General features: G+C 71.6%; 18 protein-coding genes and 1 other RNA gene. 11 read left to right on the plus strand and 8 right to left on the minus strand.

What is annotated here, in order from left to right; all coding sequences use genetic code 11:
- Positions 1–37 precede the first annotated feature (37 nt).
- Both QOL16_RS07700 and QOL16_RS07705 read left to right on the plus strand, forming a co-directional pair.
- The gene (locus QOL16_RS07700) at positions 38–988 is read left to right on the plus strand and encodes a Nif3-like dinuclear metal center hexameric protein (RefSeq protein ID WP_083395047.1); all 951 of its coding nucleotides are present in this window, start codon (positions 38–40) and stop codon (positions 986–988) included.
- On the plus strand, positions 985–1,719 hold the full coding sequence (locus tag QOL16_RS07705; RefSeq protein ID WP_071284807.1) for a zinc ribbon domain-containing protein: 735 nt from the start codon (positions 985–987) through the stop codon (positions 1,717–1,719). The genes QOL16_RS07700 and QOL16_RS07705 overlap by 4 nt, the downstream gene beginning before the upstream one ends.
- A gap of 77 nt (positions 1,720–1,796) precedes the next feature.
- On the opposite strand, the gene rnpB is transcribed toward QOL16_RS07705, so the two are convergent.
- The 3 genes from rnpB to map all read right to left on the minus strand — a co-directional run bounded on the left by rnpB (position 1,797) and on the right by map (position 3,811).
- Positions 1,797–2,157, minus strand: an RNA gene (rnpB, locus tag QOL16_RS07710) — RNase P RNA component class A.
- A gap of 15 nt (positions 2,158–2,172) precedes the next feature.
- On the minus strand, positions 2,173–2,931 hold the full coding sequence (gene ppgK / locus QOL16_RS07715; RefSeq protein ID WP_065959368.1) for a polyphosphate--glucose phosphotransferase: 759 nt from the start codon (positions 2,929–2,931) through the stop codon (positions 2,173–2,175).
- 16 nt (positions 2,932–2,947) lie between these two features.
- Entirely contained in the window at positions 2,948–3,811 is an 864-nt protein-coding gene (gene map / locus QOL16_RS07720) for a type I methionyl aminopeptidase (protein ID WP_071246947.1), read from the minus strand.
- Positions 3,812–4,485: 674 nt separating this feature from the next.
- Between map and QOL16_RS07725 the strand changes: the two genes are divergently transcribed.
- From QOL16_RS07725 to QOL16_RS07750, 6 genes are all read left to right on the plus strand, one after another.
- Entirely contained in the window at positions 4,486–4,665 is a 180-nt protein-coding gene (locus QOL16_RS07725; RefSeq protein WP_065959365.1) for an SPOR domain-containing protein, read from the plus strand.
- Between the two features lie 36 nt (positions 4,666–4,701).
- The gene (gene glnA, locus QOL16_RS07730; RefSeq protein WP_065959363.1) at positions 4,702–6,039 is read left to right on the plus strand and encodes a type I glutamate--ammonia ligase; all 1,338 of its coding nucleotides are present in this window, start codon (positions 4,702–4,704) and stop codon (positions 6,037–6,039) included.
- Positions 6,040–6,059: 20 nt separating this feature from the next.
- Positions 6,060–9,032 carry a bifunctional [glutamine synthetase] adenylyltransferase/[glutamine synthetase]-adenylyl-L-tyrosine phosphorylase gene (locus QOL16_RS07735; RefSeq protein WP_071284808.1) on the plus strand — a complete coding sequence of 991 codons (2,973 nt, stop codon included), beginning with the start codon at positions 6,060–6,062 and terminating at the stop codon, positions 9,030–9,032.
- Between the two features lie 515 nt (positions 9,033–9,547).
- On the plus strand, positions 9,548–11,134 hold the full coding sequence (locus QOL16_RS07740) for a glycosyltransferase family 2 protein (RefSeq protein ID WP_071284809.1): 1,587 nt from the start codon (positions 9,548–9,550) through the stop codon (positions 11,132–11,134).
- Positions 11,127–12,629 carry a glycoside hydrolase family 26 protein gene (locus QOL16_RS07745; RefSeq protein WP_071284810.1) on the plus strand — a complete coding sequence of 501 codons (1,503 nt, stop codon included), beginning with the start codon at positions 11,127–11,129 and terminating at the stop codon, positions 12,627–12,629. Before QOL16_RS07740 ends, QOL16_RS07745 begins: the two co-directional genes overlap by 8 nt.
- On the plus strand, positions 12,626–14,053 hold the full coding sequence (locus QOL16_RS07750; protein ID WP_065959357.1) for a UDP-glucose/GDP-mannose dehydrogenase family protein: 1,428 nt from the start codon (positions 12,626–12,628) through the stop codon (positions 14,051–14,053). Before QOL16_RS07745 ends, QOL16_RS07750 begins: the two co-directional genes overlap by 4 nt.
- Positions 14,054–14,498: 445 nt before the next feature.
- On the opposite strand, the gene glnA (QOL16_RS07755) is transcribed toward QOL16_RS07750, so the two are convergent.
- Positions 14,499–15,923 (minus strand): type I glutamate--ammonia ligase, encoded by a 1,425-nt coding sequence (gene glnA, locus QOL16_RS07755; protein WP_065959355.1) that lies wholly within the window; start codon positions 15,921–15,923, stop codon positions 14,499–14,501.
- 141 nt (positions 15,924–16,064) lie between these two features.
- On the opposite strand from glnA (QOL16_RS07755), the gene QOL16_RS07760 reads away from it, so the two are divergent.
- Positions 16,065–16,535 carry an RDD family protein gene (locus QOL16_RS07760; RefSeq protein ID WP_071246838.1) on the plus strand — a complete coding sequence of 157 codons (471 nt, stop codon included), beginning with the start codon at positions 16,065–16,067 and terminating at the stop codon, positions 16,533–16,535.
- A 318-nt stretch (positions 16,536–16,853) separates the two neighbouring features.
- Here the strand turns inward: QOL16_RS07760 and QOL16_RS07765 are convergent, their stop codons facing one another.
- On the minus strand, positions 16,854–17,567 hold the full coding sequence (locus QOL16_RS07765) for a DUF4191 family protein (RefSeq protein ID WP_065959351.1): 714 nt from the start codon (positions 17,565–17,567) through the stop codon (positions 16,854–16,856).
- Between the two features lie 127 nt (positions 17,568–17,694).
- Here QOL16_RS07765 and QOL16_RS07770 point away from each other — a divergent pair, with 127 nt between their 5' ends.
- Positions 17,695–18,540: a hypothetical protein gene (locus QOL16_RS07770; protein ID WP_139266429.1), complete on the plus strand. Its 846-nt coding sequence runs from the start codon at positions 17,695–17,697 to the stop codon at positions 18,538–18,540.
- A 163-nt stretch (positions 18,541–18,703) separates the two neighbouring features.
- Here QOL16_RS07770 and sucB read toward each other — a convergent pair whose 3' ends face one another.
- From sucB to QOL16_RS07785, 3 genes are all read right to left on the minus strand, one after another.
- Entirely contained in the window at positions 18,704–20,200 is a 1,497-nt protein-coding gene (sucB, locus tag QOL16_RS07775) for a 2-oxoglutarate dehydrogenase, E2 component, dihydrolipoamide succinyltransferase (protein WP_071246842.1), read from the minus strand.
- Between the two features lie 73 nt (positions 20,201–20,273).
- Positions 20,274–21,647: a dihydrolipoyl dehydrogenase gene (gene lpdA / locus QOL16_RS07780; RefSeq protein ID WP_071284812.1), complete on the minus strand. Its 1,374-nt coding sequence runs from the start codon at positions 21,645–21,647 to the stop codon at positions 20,274–20,276.
- Positions 21,648–21,800: 153 nt separating this feature from the next.
- Complete coding sequence (locus tag QOL16_RS07785) at positions 21,801–23,282, minus strand: leucyl aminopeptidase (protein WP_071246846.1); 1,482 nt, start codon at positions 23,280–23,282, stop codon at positions 21,801–21,803.
- Positions 23,283–23,365: 83 nt separating this feature from the next.
- Between QOL16_RS07785 and QOL16_RS07790 the strand changes: the two genes are divergently transcribed.
- Entirely contained in the window at positions 23,366–24,286 is a 921-nt protein-coding gene (locus tag QOL16_RS07790) for a proteasome assembly chaperone family protein (protein ID WP_065963570.1), read from the plus strand.
- Positions 24,287–24,411: the final 125 nt, after the last annotated feature.

The following is a 24,411-nucleotide window of genomic DNA, read 5'->3' on the forward strand; positions in this document are numbered from 1 at the left end:
GGCCCGGCGGGACCGGACGGCTCGGTAGACTGACGGGATGCCGACGCTCCGCGAACTCCAGGCCGTCATCGAGGACCTGTGGCCCGCCGCCGGGGCCGAGTCCTGGGACGCTGTCGGGCTCGTCGCCGGACACCCCGACCAGCAGGTCGAGCACGTGCACCTCGCCGTCGACGCCGTCCCGGCCACCGCGAGCGAGGCCGTCGAGCTCGGCGCGGACCTCCTCCTGACGCACCACCCGCTGCTGCTCCGCGGGGTCACCACGATCGACGAGTCCACCTACAAGGGTGCGGTCCTCGCGACCCTCGTCCGCGGCGGTGCCGGGCTCCTCGCCGCGCACACGAACGCCGACGTCGTCACGACCGGCACCTCGGCCGTGCTCGCCGACCGGCTCGGGCTGACCGACCAGCGCCCGCTGGAGTCCGGCTCGGACCCCGAGACCGGCATCGGCCGCGTCGGGACCCTGCCGACGGCCACGACGCTCGGGGCCCTCGCGCGGTCCCTCGTCGACCTGCTCCCGCCCACCGCGACCGGCGTCCGCGTGTCCGGCGACTTCGACCGGCCGGTCCGCACCGTGGCGCTCTGCGCGGGTGCGGGCGACTCGCTCCTCGGCAACTCCGCGGTGCGGGCCGCCGACGTCTACGTCACGAGCGACCTGCGCCACCACCCCGCGTCGGAGTTCCGGGAGCAGGCGATGCTCGGCGACGGCCCCGCACTCGTCGACACGTCGCACTGGGCCACCGAGTGGCTCTGGCTCGACGTCGCGGCCGAGCAGCTCCGCCGGGCAGCCGGCGTCCGCGTCACCGTGAGCGACCTCCGTACCGACCCCTGGGACTTCGCCGTCCTGCCGGCAGCCGAGCCCGGCGGGCCCGCCGAGCAGCCCGCCGAGCCGGCCGAACGGGCCGACCAGCCCGCCACGCGGGCCGACCAGCCCGCCACCGCCGCGTCCCACCCCGACACCACCACCGTCCCCGAAGGAGACCGACCGTGAAGGCAGCACCCGAGGACCAGGTCGTCCTCCTCGACCTCCAGCGACTCGACAACGACGTGACCCGCCTCACGCACCGCATCACGTCGCTGCAGAAGGGCGACAAGCTCACCGAGCTCGGCAGCGCCGCCGCGAAGCTCCGCGCCGAGCTCGTCGCCGCCACCGGCCGCGCCGAGGACGCCGAGCGGGACCTCGCACGCCTGGAGTCCGACACCGCGACCGCTCAGGCACGCATCACCCGCGACACGACGATGCTGCAGAACGTCTCGAACGCGAAGGACGCCGCCGGGCTGCAGAGCGAGATGGAGTCGCTCCAGCGGCGCATCGGCGACCTCGAGACGGCCGAGCTCGAGGTCATGGAGCAGCTCGACGTGCACCGTGCCCGGGTCGGGGACATCGAGGCGCAGCTCGCCGACGTCGAGGCCTCCCGGTCCTCGCTCGTCGCCGAACGCGACGCCGAGATCGCCCGCGTCGAGGCCGACCGCGACGCCGCGGTGCAGAGCCGGGCAGCGGTCGCCGCGAAGGTGCCCGCCGACCTCCTGGCGCTGTACGACCGGCAGCGGGCGCGGTACGGCTTCGGCGCGTCGCTCCTGCAGGGCGGCGTCTCCACGGCGTCCGGGGTGACGCTCACCAACTCGGACCTGCAGACCATCCGTCGCGCCGCACCGGACGACGTGGTGCTCTGCCCGGACAGCGACGCGATCCTGGTGCGGACGGCCGAGTCGGGCCTGTAGCCGACGCGACCAGCAGACGGACGGGAGGCGCGGTGCCAGCTGGCACCGCGCCTCCCGTCCGTCTCGTGGTCGGTGCGCGAACGGGCCGGCCGTACGCCGGGTTCTGTCCCGCCGCTGACGCGGCGGTGACGGCCATCTCTCTCGGACCGACGTTGCCGTCGGCCTCCAGCGGTCTACCCGAGGACTCGGCGAGCAGCCTCGACGTCCTCTGTCTGACCTTGCTCCGGGCGAGGTTTACCGAGCGGATCCGGTCACCCGGACCCCTGGTGGTCTCTTACACCACCGTTTCACCCTTACCGACGTCGCCGCCGGCGGTCTGTTCTCTGTGGCACTGTCTCGCGGATTGCTCCGGGTGGGTGTTACCCACCGCCCTGCTCTGTGGAGCCCGGACGTTCCTCGGCACTCCCGGGGGAGTGACGCGACCGTCTCACCGACCCGTTCGCACCGCTGAGTCTACCGGGGCGCGTGCGACCGTGCGGCCAGCGTCGCCGCACCGATGATGCCGGCGTTGTTGCGGAGCGTCGCGGGGATGATCCCGGCCTGCAGGTCGAGGAGCGGCAGGAACTCCTCGTGGTGCTTCGACACGCCGCCGCCGACGACGAAGAGCTCGGGGGAGAGCAGCGCCTCGAGCGTCGAGTAGTACGTCTGCAGGCGCTTCGCCCAGTGCTTCCAGCTGAGCTCGTCCCGCTCCTTCGCCGCGAACGAGGCCCGCGACTCGGCGTCGTGGCCGTCGATCTCCAGGTGTCCGAGCTCCGAGTTGACGATGAGGACACCGTCGTTGATGAGCGCGGTGCCGATCCCGGTGCCGAGGGTCGTCACGACGACGAGGCCATCCTTGCCCTTCGCGGCGCCGAACTGCTGCTCGGCGAACCCGGCGGCGTCGGCGTCGTTGACGAAGTGGATGGAGCGCCCGAGTTCCTTCTCGAACAGCGCCTCGGCCTCGAAGCCGATCCACTTCTTCGACACGTTCGCGGCTGACATGGTCTTGCCGTCACGGACGATCGCGGGGAAGCAGACCCCGACCGGCACGTCCGCGCCGGGGGCGAGCTCGTCGAGGATCGACTTCGCCACGGCGACGATGTCGTGCGGCTTCCCGCCCTCGGGGGTGGCCTTCTTGATCCGGTCGGTCTGGAGCTCGCCGGTGGTCACGTCGACGATCGCGCCCTTGATGCCCGTACCGCCGATGTCGACGCCGACTGCGAGTGAGGTCATGGGAACTGGGGCCCTTTCAGGAGACGGTGAGGAGTTCCGCGCCGCGCTCGGTGACGACGAGGGTGTGTTCGAACTGTGCGGTCCAGGACTTGTCGCGCGTCGAGACGGTCCAGTCGTCGGACCAGATGTCGGCCTCGATGCCGCCGAGGGTGAGCATCGGCTCGATCGTGAACACCATGCCGGGCTCGATGACGGTGTCGTACTGGGGTGCGTCGTAGTGCGGGATGATCAGCCCGGAGTGGAACGCGCGCCCGACGCCGTGGCCGGTGTAGTCGCGGACGACCCCGTAGCCGAAGCGCTTCGCGTAGGCCTCGATGGCCCGTCCGATGACGTTGACCTGGCGTCCGGGCGCGACGGCCTTGATCCCGCGACGCAGTGCCTCTTCCGTGCGGGTGACCAGGTCGGTGACCTCGGGGGCGGCCTCGCCGACGACGAACGTGCGGTTCGTGTCGCCGTGCATGCCGTCCTTGTACGCGGTCACGTCGATGTTGACGAGGTCGCCCTCCTGCAGCACGGTGTCGTCCGGGATGCCGTGGCAGATCACCTCGTTCAGGCTGGAGCAGAGCGACTTCGGGTAGCCGCGGTAGCCGAGCGTCGAGGGGTAGGCGCCGTGCGACACGACGTACTCGTGTCCGATCCGGTCGAGCTCGTCGGTCGTGACCCCGGGCCGGATCGCGGCACCGACGGCGTCGATGGCCCGCGAGGCGATGCGCCCCGCCGCGCGGATCCGCTCGACCTCGTCGGGCGTGTAGGTGTCGCCGAGGCCGTGCTCGTGCGGCTCGGCCTTCCCGACGTACTCGGGGCGCTCGATGTCCCGGGGGACGGGTCGCTGCGGGGAGATCCGGCCGGCGGTCAGGTGTCCGTGTGCGTCCCGGGGCATGCGGACCACTCTAACCGGGCGCCGCGCTGCGCCGTCGCGCGGCCGCGTTGCGCGGTCGGTCGCCCGCGGGTGGCCGTGAAGTGCGGACGGCTGCGGCCGACGCGCGGCTGCGCGCCCGCGGAGCGCGGCGGGTGGTGGCCGACACGCGGCTGCGCGCCCGCGGAGCGCGGCGGGTGGTAGCCGGGAAGCGACCGCCTGGAGGCCCGGTGCCGGCCCGCCGGACCGGCACCGGGCCTCCAGACGGTCGCCCTTGCGCGGAGCGCGGACGACGGGGACCGCACGCCCGCCGCCCCGCCGCCACGGCACCGGGCCCTGTCGCGAGAGCGACAGATTCCGCCTCCGTCGCCCCGTCCACCACGCGAGAGCGACAGATCGCGGCCGATGTTCCGCGCAGATCTGTCGCTTTCACGGAAGCGACAGATCTGCGACGCAGACCCACCCGCCGCGCCCGACCCTCCCACGCACCCACGCCCGTGTCGCGAAAGCGACAGATCACGTCTCCGTCGGCCCCTCCACCACGCGAGAGCGACAGATCGCCGTCGATGTTCCGCGCAGATCTGTCGCTTTCACGAAAGCGACAGTTCGGCGACAACGACCCGCCCGCTCGCCCGCCGAGCCCGACCCCGCCCGACCGCGCCCGGCCGCGCCCGCGTCCGCGTGGGTACGGTGGCGGCATGAGCGACGAACGCATCGAGTCCCAGTGGTGGTTCAACGACAAGACCAAGACGGTCGAGCAGGGCCCGCAGTCCCCGCAGCGCGACCGCATCGGCCCGTTCGAGACGCGCGAGGAAGCGCAACACGCCCTGGACCGCATCAAGGCCAACAACGAGCGTTGGGACGACGAAGACCAATAGGCTGGGGGTCCTGCAGCACCACGGAAAGGGCCTCGAATGGACAAGCAGACGGACTTCGTGCTCCGCACCATCGAGGAGCGGGGCATCAAGTTCATCCGCCTCTGGTTCACGGACGTCATCGGCACCCTGAAGTCGGTGGCGATCGCGCCGGCGGAGGTCGAGGGCGCCTTCGCCGAGGGCATCGGCTTCGACGGCTCCGCGATCGAGGGCCTGACCCGCAGCTACGAGGCCGACGTGCTCGCGCACCCGGATCCCTCGACCTTCCAGATCCTGCCGTGGCGCGGTGAGGTCGACCCCACCGCGCGGATGTTCTGCGACATCACGACGCCCGACGGCCAGCCCGCCGTGGCCGACCCGCGCAACGTGCTCAAGCGCACCCTCGCCAAGGCGAGCGACCGGGGCTTCACGTTCTACACGCACCCCGAGATCGAGTTCTACCTGCTGAAGAGCCGCGACTGGAAGGACGGCGGCCCGCAGCCCGTCGACCAGGCCGGCTACTTCGACAACGTCCCGGGCGGCAGCGCCCACGACTTCCGACGCCGCTCGGTCCGGATGCTCGAGGACCTCGGCATCTCGGTCGAGTTCAGCCACCACGAGGCCGGTCCCGGGCAGAACGAGATCGACCTCCGCTACGCCGACGCGCTGACGATGGCGGACAACATCATGACCTTCCGCACGGTGGTCAAGGAGGTCGCGATCGAGCAGGGCGTCTACGCGACGTTCATGCCGAAGCCGATCTCCGGGCAGCCGGGCTCGGGCATGCACACGCACGTGTCGCTCTTCGAGGGCGACCAGAACGCGTTCTACGAGGCCGGCGGCGAGTACCAGCTCTCGCAGACCGCGCGGCACTTCATCGCGGGCGTGCTCCGCCACGCACCCGAGATCACCGCCGTGACGAACCAGTTCGTCAACTCCTACAAGCGGCTCTGGGGCGGCGACGAGGCACCCTCGTTCGTCACGTGGGGGCACAACAACCGCTCGGCGCTGCTCCGGGTCCCGCTGTACAAGCCGAACAAGGGCCAGTCCGCCCGGGTCGAGTACCGCGGCATCGACTCCGCGGCAAACCCGTACCTGGCGTACTCGTTGCTCCTCGCGGCCGGTCTGAAGGGCATCGACGAGGGCTACGAGCTCCCGCCCGAGGCCGAGGACAACGTCTGGAGCCTGTCCGACGCCGAGCGCCGTGCACTGGGCTACAAGCAGCTCCCGGCGAGCCTCGACCACGCGCTCGGCCTCATGGAGGACTCCGAGCTCGTCGCCGAGACCCTCGGCGAGCAGGTCTTCAACTACGTGCTGCTCAACAAGCGGCAGGAGTGGAAGGCCTACCGCGACCAGGTCACGCCGTTCGAGCTCGACACGAACCTCGGCGCGCTCTAGCAGCCCGCCCGGAGCACCACGTGACCGGTCGGACGAGGACGTCCCGTTCCGAGATGGCCCGCCTGGGCTTCGCGGAGCTGTCGGAGAGCCTGGAACGGATCGCCGGCCTGGAGGCGCGGTTCGGCCCGGACCTGCGGGTGCCGGTCAGCGACGCCCCGGCCCTGTGGGAGGCCACGGCCGATCCCGACGGTGCGCTCCGCCTCGTGGAGCGCCTGCTCGAGCGCGCCCCGGACGAGCTCCGGCCGGTCCTGGCGGACCGGCAGGCGACCGAGCGGCTCGTACGCCTGCTCGGGGCGTCGGTCGGGCTGGGGGAGTTCCTGCACCGGCGCCCGGCCGAGATCGCGCTGCTGCTCGACCCGGTGACCGCGCCGTGGGACCAGGACGCCTACACGTCGTCGCTCCTCGAAGCCGTCGACGGAGCGACGGGTGAGGACGCCCGCCTGCGCCTGCGGGTCCGGTACCGCCGGCACCTCGCGCAGATCGCCCTGTACGACGTGCTCCACCCCGCCCCGACCGAGGTGTTCCCGTCGGTGGCGGCCGGACTCGCCGACCTCGCGGGTGCCGCGCTCGAGGCCGCGGTCGATGTCGCCCGGCGCGAGGTCCCGTTCCCGGCCGCCGACGTCGCGGCCACCCCGCTCGCGGTCATCGGCATGGGCAAGGCCGGCGCGCGCGAACTCAACTACGTCAGCGACGTCGACGTCATCTTCGTGACCGAGCCGACCCGCGACGACGACGCCGACACCGGGGTCGGGACCGACCGGGCCGTGCTCATCGCGACGCGCCTGGCGATCGCGGCGACCCACGCGATCACCGACCTCGCCGCCGAACCCGCGCTGTGGGAGGTCGACGCGAACCTCCGACCGGAGGGCAAGGACGGGGCGCTCGTCCGGACCCTCGACTCCCACGTCGCGTACTACGAGCGCTGGGCGAAGGGGTGGGAGTTCCAGGCGCTCCTCAAGGCCCGTCCGATCGCGGGGTCCGCCGACCTCGGGGCGCGGTACGCGGCGGCGGTCGCCCCGTTCGTCTGGAGCTCGGCGCAGCGGCCGGGCTTCGTCGAGTCGGTGCAGCGGATGCGCGAGCGGGTCACGGAGCACATCCCGGACGCCGAGGTCGACCGGCAGCTGAAGCTCGGTCCGGGTGGGCTGCGTGACGTCGAGTTCACCGTGCAGCTCCTGCAGCTCGTGCACGGTCGTGACGACGAATCGGTGCGGGTGCGCTCGACGCTCGAGTCGATGGACGCCCTCGCCAGCGCCGGGTACGTCGGACGCCCCGAGGCCGCGCGCTTCGGGCCGGACTACGCCCTGCTGCGGCTGCTCGAGCACCGCATCCAGCTCCGACGGCTGCAGCGCACGCACCTCATGCCCTCGGACGAGGACGAGCTCCGGGTGCTCGCCCGGTCGACCGGCCTCGCGACCTCCGCGTCCGCGCTCGAACAGCGGTGGCGCGGCGTGAAGCTCGAGGTCCGCGGGCTCCACGAGCGCCTGTTCTACCGCCCGCTGCTCTCCGCGGTCGCGGCGACCGACGGCGACATCGTCCTGACGAACGACCAGGCGGCCGACCGCCTCGGCGCGATCGGCTTCGCGGACCCGTCCGGTGCCCTCGGCCACATCCGTGCGCTCACGCAGGGCACGAGCCGGCGCGCGGCGATCCAGCGGAACCTGCTCCCGGTGCTCCTGCGGTGGATGGCGGAGGGGCCGGCACCGGACCGTGCGCTCCTGGCCTTCCGTCGCCTGAGCGACACCCTCGGCGAGTCGAGCTGGTTCCTCCGCATGCTCCGCGACTCGTCCGGTGCCGCGCACTCGCTGACGACGGTGCTGTCCGAGTCGGCCTTCCTCGCCGGCCTGCTCGAACGGTTCCCCGAGGCCGTGGCGTGGCTCGACGAGCCCGAGGCCCTGCTGCGTCCGCGTCCGGCGGAGTCGTTGCTCGCCGAGCACAGCGCGACGACGGCCCGGCACGGCGACGACGTCGAGGGTGCGGCCGCGCTCGTCCGGTCGGCCCGGCGTCGCGAGACCCTGCGGCTCGGGATGGCGGCGGTGCTCGGCCACCTCGACGTCGACCAGCTCGGCCCCGCGCTCACCGACGTCACCGAGGCGACGCTCGCGGGCGTCCTCGCCCTCGCCCGACGGGACGCCCCGGAGGGGCTGGAGTTCGGTGTGGTGGCGATGGGCCGGTTCGGCGGACGCGAGCTCGGCTTCGGGTCGGACGCCGACGTCCTGTACGTGTACCGCGCGGCCGAGGACCTGCCGTCCGAGCAGGCGTCCCGGGCCGCGCAGCGCATCGTGCGCGAGCTGTCCCGGCTCACCGAGGACGCGATCCACCCGTTCGAGCTCGACATCGACCTGCGCCCCGAGGGGAAGAACGGCCCGGTCGTCCGCACGCTCGACTCGTACGGCGCCTACTACGCCCGCTGGTCCCTCACGTGGGAGGCCCAGGCGCTCCTGCGCGCCCGGGGCTCCGTCGGCGACCAGCAGCTGCTCCGCGACTTCGAGCACCTCGCCGACCGCACGCGCTACCCCGAGCACATCGACGAGCGCGAGGTCCGCGAGGTCCGCCGGATCAAGGCACGCGTGGAGTCCGAACGACTCCCGCGCGGCGCCGACCCGGCGCGGCACCTCAAGCTCGGACGAGGGTCGCTGAGCGACGTCGAGTGGTTCGTGCAGCTGCTCCAGCTCCAGCACGCGACCGCGGTGCACGGTCTCCGGACCACGTCGACGCTCGAGGCACTGGACGCGGCGACCGCGGCCGGGTTCGTCGCCGCCGAGGACGCCGAGAAGCTCGGCGCCGCCTGGCGCTTCGCGTCCCGCACCCGCAGTGCGCTCGTGCTCTGGTCGGGGAGGACCACGGACGTGCTGCCCGTCGACCGGGTGCAGCTCGAGGGCATCGCGCGGCTGCTGGAGTACCCGCCGGGGTCCGCGTCGCGCCTCGAGGACGACTACCTCGGCGTCACCCGACGGGCGCGGCAGGTGTTCGAGCGGGAGTTCTACGGCGCCTGACCCGGCGCTGACCCCGGCCGCGACACGCCCGGGACGACCTCCGAGACCCGAACTTGAGAAGGTCTCCGGGTCGATTCCTGCGCATCGAACGCTGTCCCCCGATCGCGATCACGGCGTACCCCGCCGCCACCCCCGCGCCGACGAGCACCATCGGACGGCTCCGCTCGTCGGCGACCCGCAACCGGGCCGGGCCGGGCGACCCCGCGGATCGGTCGGGACCACCTGCTGAACTGGGATTCCTCGCGGACGCGGGTCGCGCCTCCCGGCCGTCGACGCGCCCCGACGGAACGGTGACGCGACACTGACCGGTCCGCATCAGTGCTGTCAGCAGCAGTGCGGACAGCGTTCCCCGATGCCGTGGGGGACACCGACGTACCCCGCGAGGGGACCCGACCGCCCCCGGACGGGGGACGCGTTGCGCCGACGTTCAGGTTCTGTCTCAATGAGGACACCCGAACCCCCACAGGTTCCTCGATGGAGCGGAATCCCCACCTCGAACGTTGAAGCAGGGATCGATGTTCACCTTCATCCTCCAGATCCGGCAGATGGTCGAAGGGCATCCCGAGTTCTACCTGTTCGCCGTGTACTCCGCGGTGATCTGGTTGCTCTGGATCCTCAAGGTCGTGCTGTCCGCCCGGTACCGCCCCTTCACCGGCACGTACACCGGGACGACGAGTGTCGTCGTCCCCGTGGTGGACGAGCCACTCGACCTCTTCCGGGACGTCATCGGCCGCATGGTCGAGCAGCGACCGGGCGAGATCATCGTCGTCATCAACGGCGCCCGCAACGAGGCACTCGAGGAGGTCTGCGACGAGTTCGCCCCGCTCGTCCGCTGGACCCACACCCCGATCCCCGGCAAGCGCAACGCCGTCAAGGTCGGCACCGAGCTCTCGAACGGTGACATCACCGTGCTCGTCGACTCCGACACCGTCTGGACGCCCGGCACGCTCGAGGAGCTGCTGAAGCCGTTCGCGGACGAGTCCGTCGGCGGCGTCACCACCCGCCAGCGGATCCTCGAGCCGACCCGGTCCTGGATCACCCGCTGGGCGGACTGGCTCGAGAACTCCCGGGCGCTGTACTCGATGCCCGCGCAGAGCGTGCTCGGCCAGATCGGCTGCCTGCCCGGGCGGACCATCGCGTTCCGCCGCAGCATCCTCACCCGCGTGATGGACAAGTTCATGCACGAGGAGTTCATGGGCGTCTTCCTCGAGGTGTCCGACGACCGGACGCTCACGAACCTGACGCTCAAGGAGGGGTACCGGACCGTCTACCAGTACACGTCGCTCGTCTACACGGACGCACCGCTCCAGGTGAAGAAGCTGTTCAAGCAGCAGCTGCGCTGGGCACGCGGGTCGCAGTACAACACGCTGCGGATGCTGCCGTGGATGCTCGGGCACGCCCCGCTGCTCGCGGTCTTCTTCGTCACCGACATCCTGCTGCCGTTCATGCTGTTCGGCGTCATCGCCGGGTGGATCTACCGGGCGCTCACCGGGCAGGGCGAGAACCTGTACCAGGGCATCCTGCAGCAGTACGGCTTCTCGACCGGCTTCGTCTACGTCGCCGCACTCATGGTCGTGTCGAGCGTGCTGAGCATGGCGATCCGGCAGATCCGACACCTGTCCGAGAAGCCGAGCGACTTCTTCCGGCTCCCGCTCTTCATCATCGTGTCGACCTTCTTCCTCATGCCGATCCGGCTCATCGGCTTCTTCCGCCTGGCGCACGCGTCGGGGTGGGGGACCCGGGCCGGGGCGTACGCCGGTGGACCGATGGAGCAGGAGCCGGTGCAGCCGACGACCGGTCTCGCGCCGGTGAGCCCGGTCGACGCCGCAGGGACCGGCAACGGCCCCGCGACCGGTGCCGCGGACCGCGCGCTGCCGGCCGAACAGGCCGCCGCCGACCGCGCCTTCGACGAGCTGTTCGGCGCCGACGCGACCACCACCTCGACCACGACGGTCCTCGCGACCCGCCGCTCGACGGCCACCGCCGCGGCCCCGGCCGGGCGCCCCGCGCCGCGCCGCGGTCGCCGGCTCAACCCGTACGCGGCGATCCCGTACTGCATCGGGATCGCGATCTTCGCTCTGGAGGCGTTCCTCATTGTCTGACCTCATCCGTTCCACCGGCACCTGGTGGGCACAGTCCAGCAAGCACGCCCGTCGCACCGCGATCGGGACCACCGCGATCGTCCTCGTCCTCGGACTCATCACCTGGATGGTCTGGGTGTCGCCGGGCGGTCCGGTGTCGACGGCGGTCGGCGAGGCCCTCGGGGTCCGCCCACCGGCGTCCGCGTCGAAGAAGGTGTCCGCCGCCGAGCTCCAGACGAAGCTCACCGCCGCGCAGAAGCAGATCTGGGCGCTCGAGGGCAAGCTCGACGCCTCCGGGGCCCAGGCCGGCTCGCGGGCCGAGGAGATCACGAAGCTCAAGGCGCAGATCGCGTCGCTGCAGTCCGACCTCGGCGCCGCGAAGAGCGCCGCGGCCGGGGCCGCGAGCGCGGCCGGCGCGGCCAAGGCCGCCGGTGCCGGCGGTGCGGCGAAGGGTGGCTCCGGGGCGCACGGCGGCGGCGCTGGCTCGCCGAACGCCGGCCCCTCGAAGGACCCCGCGACCGAACCGATCAGCACGCCGTCGAAGGCCGAGATCCTCGGGCAGCAGTCCCGCTGGTTCGGGCTCTACACGGCGCAGGCACCGTTCAACTGGGCTGAGTACGACAGCGTCTCGCAGGAGGTCGGCAAGGCCACGAACATGGTCGGCTTCTTCCAGGGCTTCGACCAGGACTTCAACCAGACCGCCGTCCAGCGGTCCTGGGCGAACGGACGACTGCCGATGATGACGTGGGAGACCGTGCCCGCGAAGACCGGGAACGACGAGGCCTACGTCGCCGGCTACACGAACCAGGACATCGTCTCCGGCAGGTTCGACGACTACCTGACGCGGTACGCGCAGGCGCTGAAGGCGAACGGCATGCCCCTCGTCATCCGCCTCGACCACGAGATGAACGGCTCCTGGTACAACTGGTCCGAGGGCGCCAAGCAGCAGAACGCGAAGGGTTCCTACACGGCCATGTGGCAGCACGTGTGGAACGTCTTCCAGGCGAACGGCGCGAACGACTACGTCATCTGGAACTGGTCGCCGTCGCGCATCGACAAGCTCGGCAACCCGGACTACCAGACGCTCGCGTACATGCAGCAGTACTACCCGGGCGCGCAGTACGTCGACTGGGTGGGCATGTCCGGCTACTACCGCACGCCGACCGAGCAGCCGACCTTCCAGAACACGTTCGGCGCGACCCTCGCCCAGATCCGCAAGGTCGCCCCGGGCAAGAACATCGTCCTCAACGAGATCGGCGCGACCGAGACCGGGGGCACGGTCTCCGACAGCCAGAAGTCGCAGTGGCTCGACTCGCTGTTCGACGCCCTGGCCGACCCGGCGAACCGTGACGTCATCGGCTTCGCGTACTTCAGCCAGGTGGCGACCACCATCGTCGACGGAACCCGCACCACGAACGACTGGCGCATCGACTCCCGCGCCGACAGCCTCGCGACCTTCGCGAAGGGCATCGCCCGCACCGACATCGACTACGACCTGCAGGAGGTCTCGAAGTGACCGCTCCGAAGAAGGCATCCACGTCCCCCGACACCCGCCCCGCGCCGGTGATCAGCGTCATCGGCACCGGCTACCTCGGTGCGACCCACGCGGCCGCCATGGCCGAGATGGGCTTCGACACCATCGGCGTCGACGTCGACCCGGCGAAGCTCGCGGCGCTCTCCGCCGGCGAGGTCCCGTTCTACGAGCCCGGGCTGCCGGAGCTCATCACGAAGCACGTCGCGACCGGCAAGCTCCGCTTCACCGACTCGATGGCCGACGCGGTCGCCGCGGCCGACGTGCACTTCATCTGCGTCGGCACCCCGCAGAAGGCCGGGTCGCACGCGGCGAACCTCGCGTACGTCGAGAGCGCCACCCGAGGGGTCGCCGAGCACCTCACCCACCCGGGCCTCATCGTCGGGAAGTCGACCGTGCCGGTCGGCACCGCCGAGCGCCTGCGCGGCATCGTCCGCGAGTTCACCCCGAGCGGGATCGACGCCGAGCTCATCTGGAACCCCGAGTTCCTGCGCGAGGGCAAGGCCGTCGCGGACACGCTGCACCCGGACCGCCTGGTGTGGGGCGGTGCCTCGGCCGCTGCGGACGCCGTCATCCGCGAGGTCTACGCCGCCCCGATCGCCGAGGGCACCCCGGTGGTCTCGACGGACCTCGCGACCGCCGAGCTCGTCAAGGTCAGCGCGAACGCGTTCCTCGCGACGAAGATCTCCTTCATCAACGCGATCTCGGAGATGTGCGCCATCACCGGTGCCGACGTCACCACCCTCGCCGACGCCCTCGGGCACGACGAGCGAATCGGCCGGAAGTTCCTCAACGCCGGCCTCGGCTTCGGCGGCGGCTGCCTGCCGAAGGACATCCGTGCCCTCATGCACCGTGCGGGGGAGCTCGGCGCCGGGCGGGTCGTCGGACTCATGCAGCAGGTCGACGAGATCAACATGGGGCAGCGGGAACGCGTCATCGACATGTCCATCGAGTCCCTGGGTGGCTCGGTGCTCAACCGTCGCATCGCGGTCATCGGGGCGGCCTTCAAGCCGCTCACCGACGACGTGCGGGACTCGCCGGCGCTCAACGTCGCCGCCGCCCTGCACCTGCGCGGCGCGCAGGTCTCGCTGTGGGACCCGGAGGCGAACGACACCGCCCGTCGGTCGTTCCCGACGCTGACGTACGCCACGTCGATGACCGACGCGGTCGAGGGCGCCGACCTGGTGCTCGTGCTCACCGAGTGGGACGAGGTCGTCGGTGCCGACCCGGCCGCCCTCGGAGCGCTCGTCGGACGCCGTTCGGTGATCGACGCGCGCAACTGCCTCCCGGTCGCGAACTGGGTCGAGGCGGGGTGGTCCGTCCGTTCCCTGGGACGTCCCACGCCGGTCACGGGTGCACCCGTGAGCGTGGCGGCGGGTGCCGCCGACGTGCTGGCGACGGCGCGGTAGGCACTCGTCGCCCCGAGGACGGGGCCCGCGCCGGGGCGGCGTGGGCCCCGTCCGTGCGTGTGCGCGTGTCCGGCACCCGGGTGCTGCGTCGTCCGTGGGCCCCGGGGGCGGGTCACGGCGCGGCACTGCGTGCCGCCGTCTGCTCCGGCAGCGAGGTGGCGCGGCACGGTGACGCGGTGCGGTGACCACGAGGGTGCGTCGCGACCAGCCTGGAGGCGCGGCGCCCGTCCGCCAGGCCACCCCGCGCCTCCAGGCTGGTCACCACCGCACCACCTGCCGGGCAGACCTGTTGCTCCCGGGCGTAGCTGGTCCTTCCGGGTGTACCAGGTCCGTTGATCCGCCCAGGTACGCCCGATCCCACTCGGGACGCCGTCCTGACCGGTGCCGCGAACGCAGGAGAGCCCCGCACCGGGACGGTGCGGGGCTCTCCTGCGTTCAGCGAGGGTCAGACGCCGAAGTACAGCTCGTACTCGAACGGGTGCGGACGCTGCGCGAGCGGGAGGATCTCGTTCTCACGCTTGTAGTCGATCCACGTCTGGATGAGGTCCTCGGTGAAGACGTTGCCCTTCGTGAGGAACTCGTGGTCCGCCTCGAGGGCCTCGAGTGCCTCGTCGAGGGAGCCCGGCACCTGCGGGATGCCCTTGGCCTCCTCCGGGGGGAGCTCGTAGAGGTCCTTGTCGACCGGCTCGTGCGGCTCGATGCGGTTCTGGATGCCGTCCAGGCCCGCCATCAGCTGTGCGGCGAAGGCGAGGTACGGATTGCCCGAGGCGTCCGGCGCGCGGAACTCGATGCGCTTGGCCTTCGGGTTCGTGCCGGTGATCGGGATGCGGATCGCCGCCGAGCGGTTGCCGGCCGAGTACACCAGGTTGACCGGCGCCTCGAAGCCCTTGACCAGGCGGTGGTACGAGTTGATCGACGGGTTCGTGAACGCGAGGAGCGCCGGGGCGTGCTTCAGCAGGCCGCCGATGTACCAGCGGGCGACGTCGGACAGGCCGCCGTAGCCGTTCTCGTCGTAGAACAGCGGCTTGCCGTCGTTCCAGAGCGACTGGTGGGTGTGCATGCCCGAACCGTTGTCACCGAAGAGCGGCTTCGGCATGAACGTGGCGACCTTGCCCCACTGGTCGGCCGTGTTCTTGACGATGTACTTGAACTTCAGGATGTCGTCCGCGGCGTGGACCATCGTGTCGAAGCGGTAGTTGATCTCCTGCTGGCCGCCCGTGCCCACCTCATGGTGCGAGCGCTCGAGCACGAAGCCCGCCTCGATCAGCTTGAGGGTGATGTCGTCGCGGAGGTCAGCCGTCTTGTCGACGGGGGAGACGGGGAAGTAGCCGCCCTTGTAGGGGGTCTTGTTCGCGAGGTTGCCGCCCTCTTCCTCGCGGCCCGTGTTCCACGCGCCCTCCTCGGAATCGACCGCGTAGAACGACTGGTTCTGGGTCACCGAGTAGCGGACGTCGTCGAAGATGTAGAACTCGGCCTCGGGGGCGAAGAACGCGGTGTCCGCGATGCCGGTCGAGGCGAGGTACTTCTCCGCCTTCTTGGCGACCTGGCGCGGGTCGCGACCGTAGATCTCGCCGTTCCGCGGGTTGTAGATGTCGAAGATCATGATCAGCGTGCGCTCGGCACGGAACTGGTCGATGTAGGCCGTCGTCACGTCGGGGATGAGCTGCATGTCCGACTCGTGGATCGACGCGAAGCCGCGGATCGACGAACCGTCGAAGAGCTGACCGACCGAGAAGAAGTCCTCGTCGACCGTCGACGCCGGGATGTTGAAGTGCTGCTGGACCCCGGGGAGGTCCGTGAACCGGATGTCGAGGAACTTGACGTCCGTGTCCTTGATGAAGGCGAGCACCTCGGAGGAATCGCTGAACATGTGTGTCGATCTCCTGGGGGGTAGGTGATGTCGGAGGTGCCGCGGGTGCACCCTCCGACGAGGCTATTGACCAAGAGTTTCCCGGACATGACTGCGTTGTTTCGCGCGTGTTACGTCGAGGTGGTCGCCTACGCTGGAGGCATGGCCCGCAGCACCACCCCGCCCTCCGACGCATCCGCACACGCCGCTGGCGGACACCCGGACGGCTGGCCGGGCAAGGAGCTCGGTCTTCCCGAGGAGGGCCCCCGCAGCGTCGGGCGCATCGGACGGCGGGTCGTCGCGCTCCTGATCGACGGGGTCCTGGCCGACCTCGTGGCCTTCCTGCTCGGCGTCTGGTCGCCCGTGAACGGCTCCGGCGACATCGCGCACACGTGGATCCAGCTGGCGATCTTCGCCGTGCTGCAGGTCCTGTTCATCTGCACGTTCTCGGGGTCGTTCGGCCACCTGTGCGTCGGGCTGCGCGTCGTGCCGATGCGCGGCGGCTACGTCGGGGTGTGGCGGCCGGTGGTCCGGACCCTGCTGCTGTGCATCGTCGTGCCGGCGCTCATCATCGACCGCGACAGCCGCGGCGCCCACGACCGGATCGCCGGGACGGTGCTCGTCCGACGCTGACCGGCGGGCGCGCGGGCGCGCGGGCGTGGGCGTGGGCGTGGGCGCGGGGCGCGGGCGTCCTAGCGCGACGCGGCCTGGTGTGACGTGCTCCCGAACAACCGAAAGCACGTCGCGCCACGGCGTTCCGTGGCGCGACGTGCCTTCGGTTGTGCGAACGGCAGCGCGGGCCCCCGGGGCGCGTGACGCCGGTGCGCCCCACCGGCCGCCCCAGGCCTGCCGCACCCGTACCCCGCACACGACGGAGGCCCCCGACCTGGCACGGTCGGGGGCCTCCGTTCGGTCAGCCGTCGGGGCGGCTGCGCCGGGAACGGCGCTGGCTCAGCGCGGACGCCCGGCACGCACCCGCATCGGGTCCATGCCCTTCGGGATCGCCGACGCCGGGCTGTGCGTCAGGGATTCGAGCCGGTTCGCGACCGCGAGGACCTCGTTGCGGTTCAGCGACTTCTTGTACTTGTTCATCGCACGCGGCAGCTTGTGCAGCGTCACACCGTCCTGCTCGTCGTCGACGTGGACGACGTGCACCGGGACGTTCGGCACGATGCGCTGGACCTTGCGGCGCTCCTCGTCGAGCTGGCGCTTGAGGGTGCCACGCTGACCCTCGGTGATGAGGACGACGCCCGGAGCGCCCACCGCACGGTAGACGGCGGCCTGGGAGCGACCGTGCACCGCGACGGGCATCTCGCTGGAACGCCACTGCCGACGCAGGGAGTTCGACAGCACGGCACCGACGGCACCGGGCTGGCCGGCGATCTGCGAGTAGGCCGCACGCTCGGCGAGACGACCGAGGACGATCAGGAACAGCAGGACTCCGAGCAGCACGCCGGCGACGATCCAGAGCGTGATCGCGAGCCAGTTCTGACCCGGGAGGAGGAACGCGAGCAGCACGCCCGCGACGACCGGTCCGAGGAAGGCGAGGAGGAACCACCACACAGACTTCGGGTCTGCCCGGCGGGTCATGGTGAAGACCTGGTACATCTGCTTGAGACGACCCGGCTCCTTCGCCGTCGTACCTTCTGGAGTGCTGCGTGCCATGCCAACAGGATACGGCCTGCGCCGTGTCACGAGGACCGCTCGCGGTCAGGCTGTGGGCGAACGTCGCTGTCCACAGGTGGTCGCCACCGGACGGGAGGCCCGCCCGCCCTCCGCCACGCTGGTCACCATGACGACGGGGGAGCGGACCGAGCTGTGGTGCGGCGCCGAGGACGCGGCCGCCTTCACGCGCTGGGTGGCAGACCGCGCCGCCGGCTGCGGACCGCACCTCGTCCCGATCACCCGCGTCGGCCGGTGCCCCCGGGGTCACCTCGCCGCCGAGGTGCTCCGACCGGCCGTGCGATCGCTCGACGCGGCACTCGACGTCCTCGGTGTCCCGACGAGCGGCGTCGCCGTCACGCTCTCGGTCCCCCTGCTCGAACTCGCCCACCGAGGCCGTGCGGGTGCGCTCGAACTCGGCGCCGTCGCTGCCGAGGGCATCGGCGTCGACGAGGCCGGCGCGGTCGTGGTGGCCGACCGGCCGCCGGGCGGAGCGCCGTGCTGTCCGGACCCGCACGACGGGAGTACCGACTCGCCACGGTCACCGAGCACGCGGACGACGTTCGAGGACCGCGACGGGGCCCGGGGCCTCCTCACCGCCGCACGAACGGTGTGGGACCGTACGGACCCTCGGGAACCGGCTCGTGCGGCCCTGGACCCCCTGCTCGACGCCGCGCGCGCCGGCGACGCCGACGTCGTCCGCGCGGCGCTCGACGCGGTTCTGGCCGCGGCACCGCCGAGGCCCGTGCGCTGGGTCCGGCCGGCCTGGGTGTCGTTGGGCACGCCGGTCGATCCCTCGGCCGAGCCGACCGGTGGGACCAGTCCGTCGGGGGGACTCGACCGTGCCCTGGTCGTGCTCCGCGAGGTGGTCGAACAGGGTGTGCCGATCGGGGCCTCTCGCCGGGTGCCGCTCCGGATGGTGCTCGTGGGACTCGTCGTCGTGGTCGGCGTCCTCGTGCTCGCGTCGGCCGCGTGAGGCCGCGACGCACCCCCGAGCCGTGACGCCGTGGAGTGCTCAGCGACCCCGTGACGGCCGACCCCCGGCACCCGCGTGACCGGCACTCCCGGGTCGCACGGGAACGGCCCCGGTCCCACGAGGGGACCGGGGCCGTTCCGGTGGCAGGGCTCGAGCGCCGGGATCAGTACCCGAGGTTCGGGCCGAAGTTGCCCTCCTCGAGGCGGTTCTTCACCGCGACGAGGTAGCGCGATGCGTCGGCACCGTCGATGATCCGGTGGTCGTACGACAGCGCGAGGTAGACGAACGAGCGGATCGCGATCGCCTCCTGCCCGTCGACCTTGACGACCGCCGGACGCTTCGTGACGATGCCGGTACCGAGGATCGCCGACTGCGGCAGGAACACGACGGGGGTGTCGAACAGCGCGCCGCGCGACCCGGTGTTCGTCAGCGTGAACGTTCCGCCGGCCAGCTCGTCGGGCTTGAGCTGGTTGTTCCGGGTGCGCTCGGCGAGGTCCGCGATGGCCTTCGCGAACTGCGCCAGGTCGAGCGACGACGCGTCCTTGATGACCGGGGTGAGCAGACCGCGCTCGGTGTCGACCGCGATCGACACGTTCTCGTGCTCGGGGTAGACGATCTCGTCGCCCTCGACCGTCGAGTTGATCTTCGGGTGCGCCTTGAGCGCCTCCGAGGCGGCCAGCGCGAAGAACGGCATGAAGCTGAGCTTCGAGCCGGTCTTCTCGAGGAACTGCGCCTTGTTCGCGTCGCGGAACTGCGCGACCTTGGTGACGTCCACCTCGACGACGCTGGTGAGCTGCGCGGTCGAGGTCATCGACTGCACGGCACGCTCGGCGACGACCTTGCGGAGGCGCGACATCTTCTCGCGGGTGCCGCGGAGCGGCGAGGTCTCAGCGACGAACGGGCCGGCCGGGGCAGATGCCGCGGTCGAGGACGACCCGGCTGCGGACTTGGCCTGCTCGGCGGCGGCGAGGACGTCCTCCTTGCGGATGCGTCCCCCCACACCCGAACCGGTCACGGTCGACAGGTCGACACCCTGCTCGTTCGCGAGCTTGCGCACGAGCGGGGTGACGTAGCCGGATGCGGCGGCGTCCTGGTTCGGCTGCGGGACCGACGCGCTGGCGGCGGAGCCCGATGCGGCCGGAGCGGCGGCCGGGGCGGGCGCCGGGACCGCTGCCGGGACGGCGGCGGGCGGCGGCACCGGAGCGGCCTGCGGGACCGGGGGAGCGGAGGGGGCCTGCGGGGCGGCGGGCTGCGTCTGCCCGCCCGGAGCCGGCTCGGCCTGCTGGGGCTCGGGAGCCTGCTGCTCCTCCTGCTGCTCGGTGCTCGGAGCCGTCTCGGGCTCGCTCGCCTCGGCGGCGGACTCGTCGGCACCCTGGGCCTGCTCGGCGCCTGAGTCGCCCGAGTCGGAGGAACCCGAGCCGGAGCCGTCGCCGATCTTCACCAGCGCGGTGCCGACCTCGACGGTCTCGTCCTCCTGGACGAGGATCTCCTCGACGACGCCGGCGATCGGCGACGGGATCTCGGTGTCGACCTTGTCGGTCGAGACCTCGAGCAGCGGCTCGTCGACCTCGACGCGGTCACCGACGTTCTTCAGCCATCGGGTCACCGTGCCCTCGGTGACGCTCTCGCCGAGCGCCGGGAGGTTGACGGATTCGCTCATCGGGTGGGCTCCTGTTCGCGGGTTGCTGTGGTGGTGGATGTCGTGGTCGCGCTGCGCACGGTGGTCGTGGTGATCACAGTGCGTGCAGCGGCTTGCCCGCGAGCTTGAGGAACGCCTCGCCGAGCGACTCGTTCTGCGTCGGGTGCGCGTGGATGAGGGGGGCGATGTCCTCCGGGTACGCCTCCCAGTTGACGGCGAGCTGGGCTTCGCCGATCAGCTCGCCGACGCGGGCGCCGATCATGCTGACGCCGACGACCGGACCGTCGACGACGCGGACGACCTTCACGGCACCGGACGTGCCGATGATGTGGCTGCGGCCGTTGCCGGCGAGGTTGTACTCGTACGTGTCGACCTTGTCGGCGCCGTACTGCTCCTCGGCCTTGGACTGCGAGAGCCCGACCGATGCGACCTCGGGGTCGGAGTAGGTGACCTTGGGGATGTTGACGTCCTGGATGACGACCGGCTTGAGACCGGCGATCTCCTCGGCGACGAAGATGCCCTGCTGGAAGCCGCGGTGCGCGAGCTGCAGGCCGGGGACGATGTCGCCGACGGCGTAGACGTTCGGCAGGTTGGTGGCGAGACGCTCGTCGGTGGTGACGAAACCGCGGTCCATCGCGACGCCGACCTCGTCGAAGCCCATGTTCTGCGTGAGCGGACCACGGCCGACGGCGACCAGGAGGACGTCGCCCTCGAAGGTCTTGCCGTCCTCGAGCGTCACGACGACGCCGTTCTCGTGCTGGTCGACGTGGTCGAACCGGATGCCGAGCGAGAACTCGATGCCGCGCTTGCGGAACGCGCGCTCGAGCTGCTTCGACATCGACTCGTCCTCGGCGGGGATGAGGTGGGGGAGACCCTCGACGATGGTGACCTCGGCGCCGAAGGACTTCCAGACGCTCGCGAACTCGACGCCGATGACGCCGCCACCGAGGATGACGACCTTGTTCGGGACGTAGTCCATCTTCAACGCGGTCTCGGACGTGATGACGCGGCCGCCGATCTCGAGGCCCGGGAGGGACTTCGAGTAGGAGCCGGTGGCGAGCACGACGTTCTTGCCGGTGACGGTCTGGTCGCCGACCTGCACCGTGTTCTGCGAGGTGAGGCGGCCCCAGCCCTCGACGACCGTGATGCCGCGGGCCTTGACCAGGCCCTGCAGGCCCTTGTACTTCGAGTTGATGACGCCCTGCTGGTACTCGATGACCTTCGGGACCTCGACACCGGCGAACTCGGCGACCACGCCGTACTTCTCGGCGTCACGCGTCGCGTCGGCCACCTCGGCGGCGTGCAGCAGCGCCTTGGTCGGGATGCAGCCGCGGTGCAGGCAGGTGCCACCGAGCTTGTCCCCTTCGATGAGCGCGACGCTCATGCCGAGCTCCGCGGCCCGGAGCGCAGCGGCGTAGCCACCACTGCCGCCACCGAGGACCACGACGTCGTAAGTCTGTTCCGTCACCTGGTGCAACTCCCTCGTGCGTGTCGGGGTCCGGGTCGGACCCCACTGGACACCGCGGAGGCGGCGTCCGACGGTCGGACCGCATGGTTCCGGTCCCGTCCCGCTGGTTCCGGCGGGGGCGCGTCGGTGCGCTGCCCCGCCGGGACCAACCTACTACTTGGACTGGAGCTCTTCTGCGAGCCGGACGAGCGTGCGCACCATGACTCCCGTGGCCCCCTTGCCGAGCCAGCCGTAGCCGCCGCCCTTGTGCTCGGACGGACCGGCGATGTCGAGGTGCGCCCACGGGATGCCCTCGCCGACGTAGCGCTCGAGGAACTTGCCCGCCAGGAGCATCCCGCCGGACGGGTTGCCCACCGTGGCGTTCACCATGTCGGCGACGTCGCTGGCGAGGCGTGCGTCGAGCTCCTCGGGCAGCGGCATCGGCCAGATCGGCTCGGCCACGGCGTCGGCGACGGCGCGGACGCGGGCGACGAGGTCGTCGCTGCCCATCAGGCCGGTGGTGCGGTCGCCGAGCGCGACGACCTGTGCACCGGTGAGCGTCGCGACGTCGACGATCGCGTCGGGCTGCTCGAGCGAGGCCGCTGCGATGCCGTCGCCGAGCACGAGACGGCCCTCGGCGTCGGTGTTCGTGACCTCGACGGTCTTGCCGTTCTTCAGCGTCAGCACGTCACCGGGGCGGGTGGCCGAGCCGGACGGCATGTTCTCGGCGAGGCACAGCCACGCGGTGATGCGCGTGTCGACCCCGAGCCGTGCGGCCGCGACGGTCGCGGCGAGCACGGTCGCGGCGCCGGTCATGTCGGTCTTCATGCCGAGCATCGACGCGGCGGGCTTGAGCGAGAGCCCGCCGGTGTCGAACGTGATGCCCTTGCCCACCAGGGCGAGGTGCTTCGCTGCGCCCTCGGGCTGGTACCGCACGACGACCAGGCGCGGCGGGCGCTCGGATCCGCGTCCGACGCCGAGGATGCCGCCGAAGCCCTGCTCCTCGAGCGCGTGCTCGTCGAGCACCTCGACCGTCAGGGGCAGCCCCTCGGCCTGCGCGACCGCGACGTCGGCCACGTCGGCGGGACCGAGGTCACCGGCCGCGGTGTTGACGAGGTCGCGGACGAGCGCGGCGGCGTCGGCGACGATCGCCGGACGGACCGTGGCGTCGGCCGGCACGTCGGACGGTGCGAGGACCTCGATGCGCTGGTCGCCGCGGGTCGGGCCGGTCGTGCCGGCGCCCTTGTGGCGTGTGAAGGCGTACGCGCCGAGTGCGGCACCCTCGAGCGCGGCGTCGACGAGCTCGGCCGAGTCGGTGGGGAGGGCGAGCGTGATCGACGAGGCGTGGGGGAGCTGCCGGACGGCGCTGCCCGCGGCCGAGCGGATCGCCGCGACGTCGACCGAGGAGCCGAGGCCGACGAGCGCGATGCCGGCGGCGGCGACCCCGGTGCCGGGCAGGCGGATGAGCTGGTCCTTCGCGCCGGTGACGCCGACGGTCGCGAGGTCCAGGTCGACGAGGGCGTCCAGCGTGCCGGTCGCGCCCGCAGCGAGGGTGGGCGCGCCGCCGTCCTTCCCCGGGACGACCCCGAGGACGAGGACGTCGGCCTCGACGTCGGAGGGTGCGGATGATGAGGTGGAGAGCGTCGGTCGGACCATGCGCCCAGCCTATCCAGCACGTGTTCGCCGACAGCGTGGGTGTCCGGCCCGGTCCCGTCGGGGCCTCCGCCTAGCATGGGACGGTGAACCACCCCGAGGACCTGTACACCGTCGCCGACGCCGCTCCCGACGTCCCGGCCGGCCTGCACCTGGTCGCCGGACTGACCGGCTTCGTGGACGCGGGGTCGGCCGTCGCCCAGGTCGCGTCGTCGATCCTCGGGCTTGAGCACGAGCTCGTGGCGGAGTTCGACCCCGACGCGCTGCTCGACTGGCGCGCCCGCCGCCCCGTCATCACCTTCGAGCAGGACCACATCACCGCGGTCGACCCGCCCCGGCTCGTGCTCCACCTGGTGCGCGACGAGCTCGGGCAGCCCTTCCTGTTCCTGACCGGGTACGAGCCCGACTTCCAGTGGAACCGCTTCGTGCGCGCCGTCACCGAGCTCGCCGACCGCCTGCAGGTGGCCGACACGACGTGGCTGCAGTCCATCCCGATGCCGGTCCCGCACACCCGGCCGGTCGGGCTCACGGTCTCCGGCACGCGGGCCGACCTCGTCGAGCAGATGAGCGTCTGGAAGCCCGAGACGCAGGCGCCGGCGAACGTCCTGCACCTCGTCGAGCACCGCCTCGCCTCGTCCGGTGCGCAGGTCACCGGGCTCGTCCTGCTCGTCCCGCACTACCTCGGCGACACCGAGTTCCCCGACGCGGCGGTCGCGGGACTGTCGGGCATCTCCGCGGCCACCGGGCTCATCTTCCCGACCGACGCCCTGCGCGAGGCGGGTCGCGAGTTCCTGACGCGCGTCGACGAGCAGGTGGCCGGCAACGCCGAGCTGCAGCGGCTGGTCTCGGTCCTCGAGGAACGGCACGACACCTACATGGAGGGCAACCCCGTCGGGTCGCCCCTCACCGGGGTGGACGGCGAGGTCCCGACGGCCGACGCGATCGCGGCGGAGCTCGAGCGGTTCCTCGCCGACCGCCGTCCGGACGGCGACGCAGCCGCCGACTGAGCGCGCGGAGCGCACACGCGGCGGCTCCCGTCCCAGCGTGCCGAGCGGTCGGACTGGAGGCTCCTCCACAGCCCGCCTCGTCACTCGCGTCGTGCACAGGCGGACGCTGGTGACGCACCGGTCTC

The organism is Curtobacterium sp. MCBA15_004 (genome assembly GCF_001865055.2).
Taxonomy (GTDB): domain Bacteria; phylum Actinomycetota; class Actinomycetes; order Actinomycetales; family Microbacteriaceae; genus Curtobacterium.

Bases quoted from the DNA above. Each gene is read 5' to 3' on its own strand.
- QOL16_RS07765 (WP_065959351.1), bottom strand. From the start codon at position 17,567: ATGGCACGCAGCACTCCAGAAGGTACGACGGCGAAGGAGCCGGGTCGT.
- sucB (WP_071246842.1), bottom strand. From the start codon at position 20,200: ATGAGCGAATCCGTCAACCTCCCGGCGCTCGGCGAGAGCGTCACCGAG.
- QOL16_RS07760 (WP_071246838.1), top strand. From the start codon at position 16,065: ATGGCCCGCAGCACCACCCCGCCCTCCGACGCATCCGCACACGCCGCT.
- QOL16_RS07700 (WP_083395047.1), top strand. From the start codon at position 38: ATGCCGACGCTCCGCGAACTCCAGGCCGTCATCGAGGACCTGTGGCCC.
- map (WP_071246947.1), bottom strand. From the start codon at position 3,811: ATGCCCCGGGACGCACACGGACACCTGACCGCCGGCCGGATCTCCCCG.
- QOL16_RS07740 (WP_071284809.1), top strand. From the start codon at position 9,548: ATGTTCACCTTCATCCTCCAGATCCGGCAGATGGTCGAAGGGCATCCC.
- ppgK (WP_065959368.1), bottom strand. From the start codon at position 2,931: ATGACCTCACTCGCAGTCGGCGTCGACATCGGCGGTACGGGCATCAAG.
- glnA (WP_065959355.1), bottom strand. From the start codon at position 15,923: ATGTTCAGCGATTCCTCCGAGGTGCTCGCCTTCATCAAGGACACGGAC.
- QOL16_RS07725 (WP_065959365.1), top strand. From the start codon at position 4,486: ATGAGCGACGAACGCATCGAGTCCCAGTGGTGGTTCAACGACAAGACC.
- QOL16_RS07785 (WP_071246846.1), bottom strand. From the start codon at position 23,282: ATGGTCCGACCGACGCTCTCCACCTCATCATCCGCACCCTCCGACGTC.
- QOL16_RS07770 (WP_139266429.1), top strand. From the start codon at position 17,695: ATGACGACGGGGGAGCGGACCGAGCTGTGGTGCGGCGCCGAGGACGCG.
- glnA (WP_065959363.1), top strand. From the start codon at position 4,702: ATGGACAAGCAGACGGACTTCGTGCTCCGCACCATCGAGGAGCGGGGC.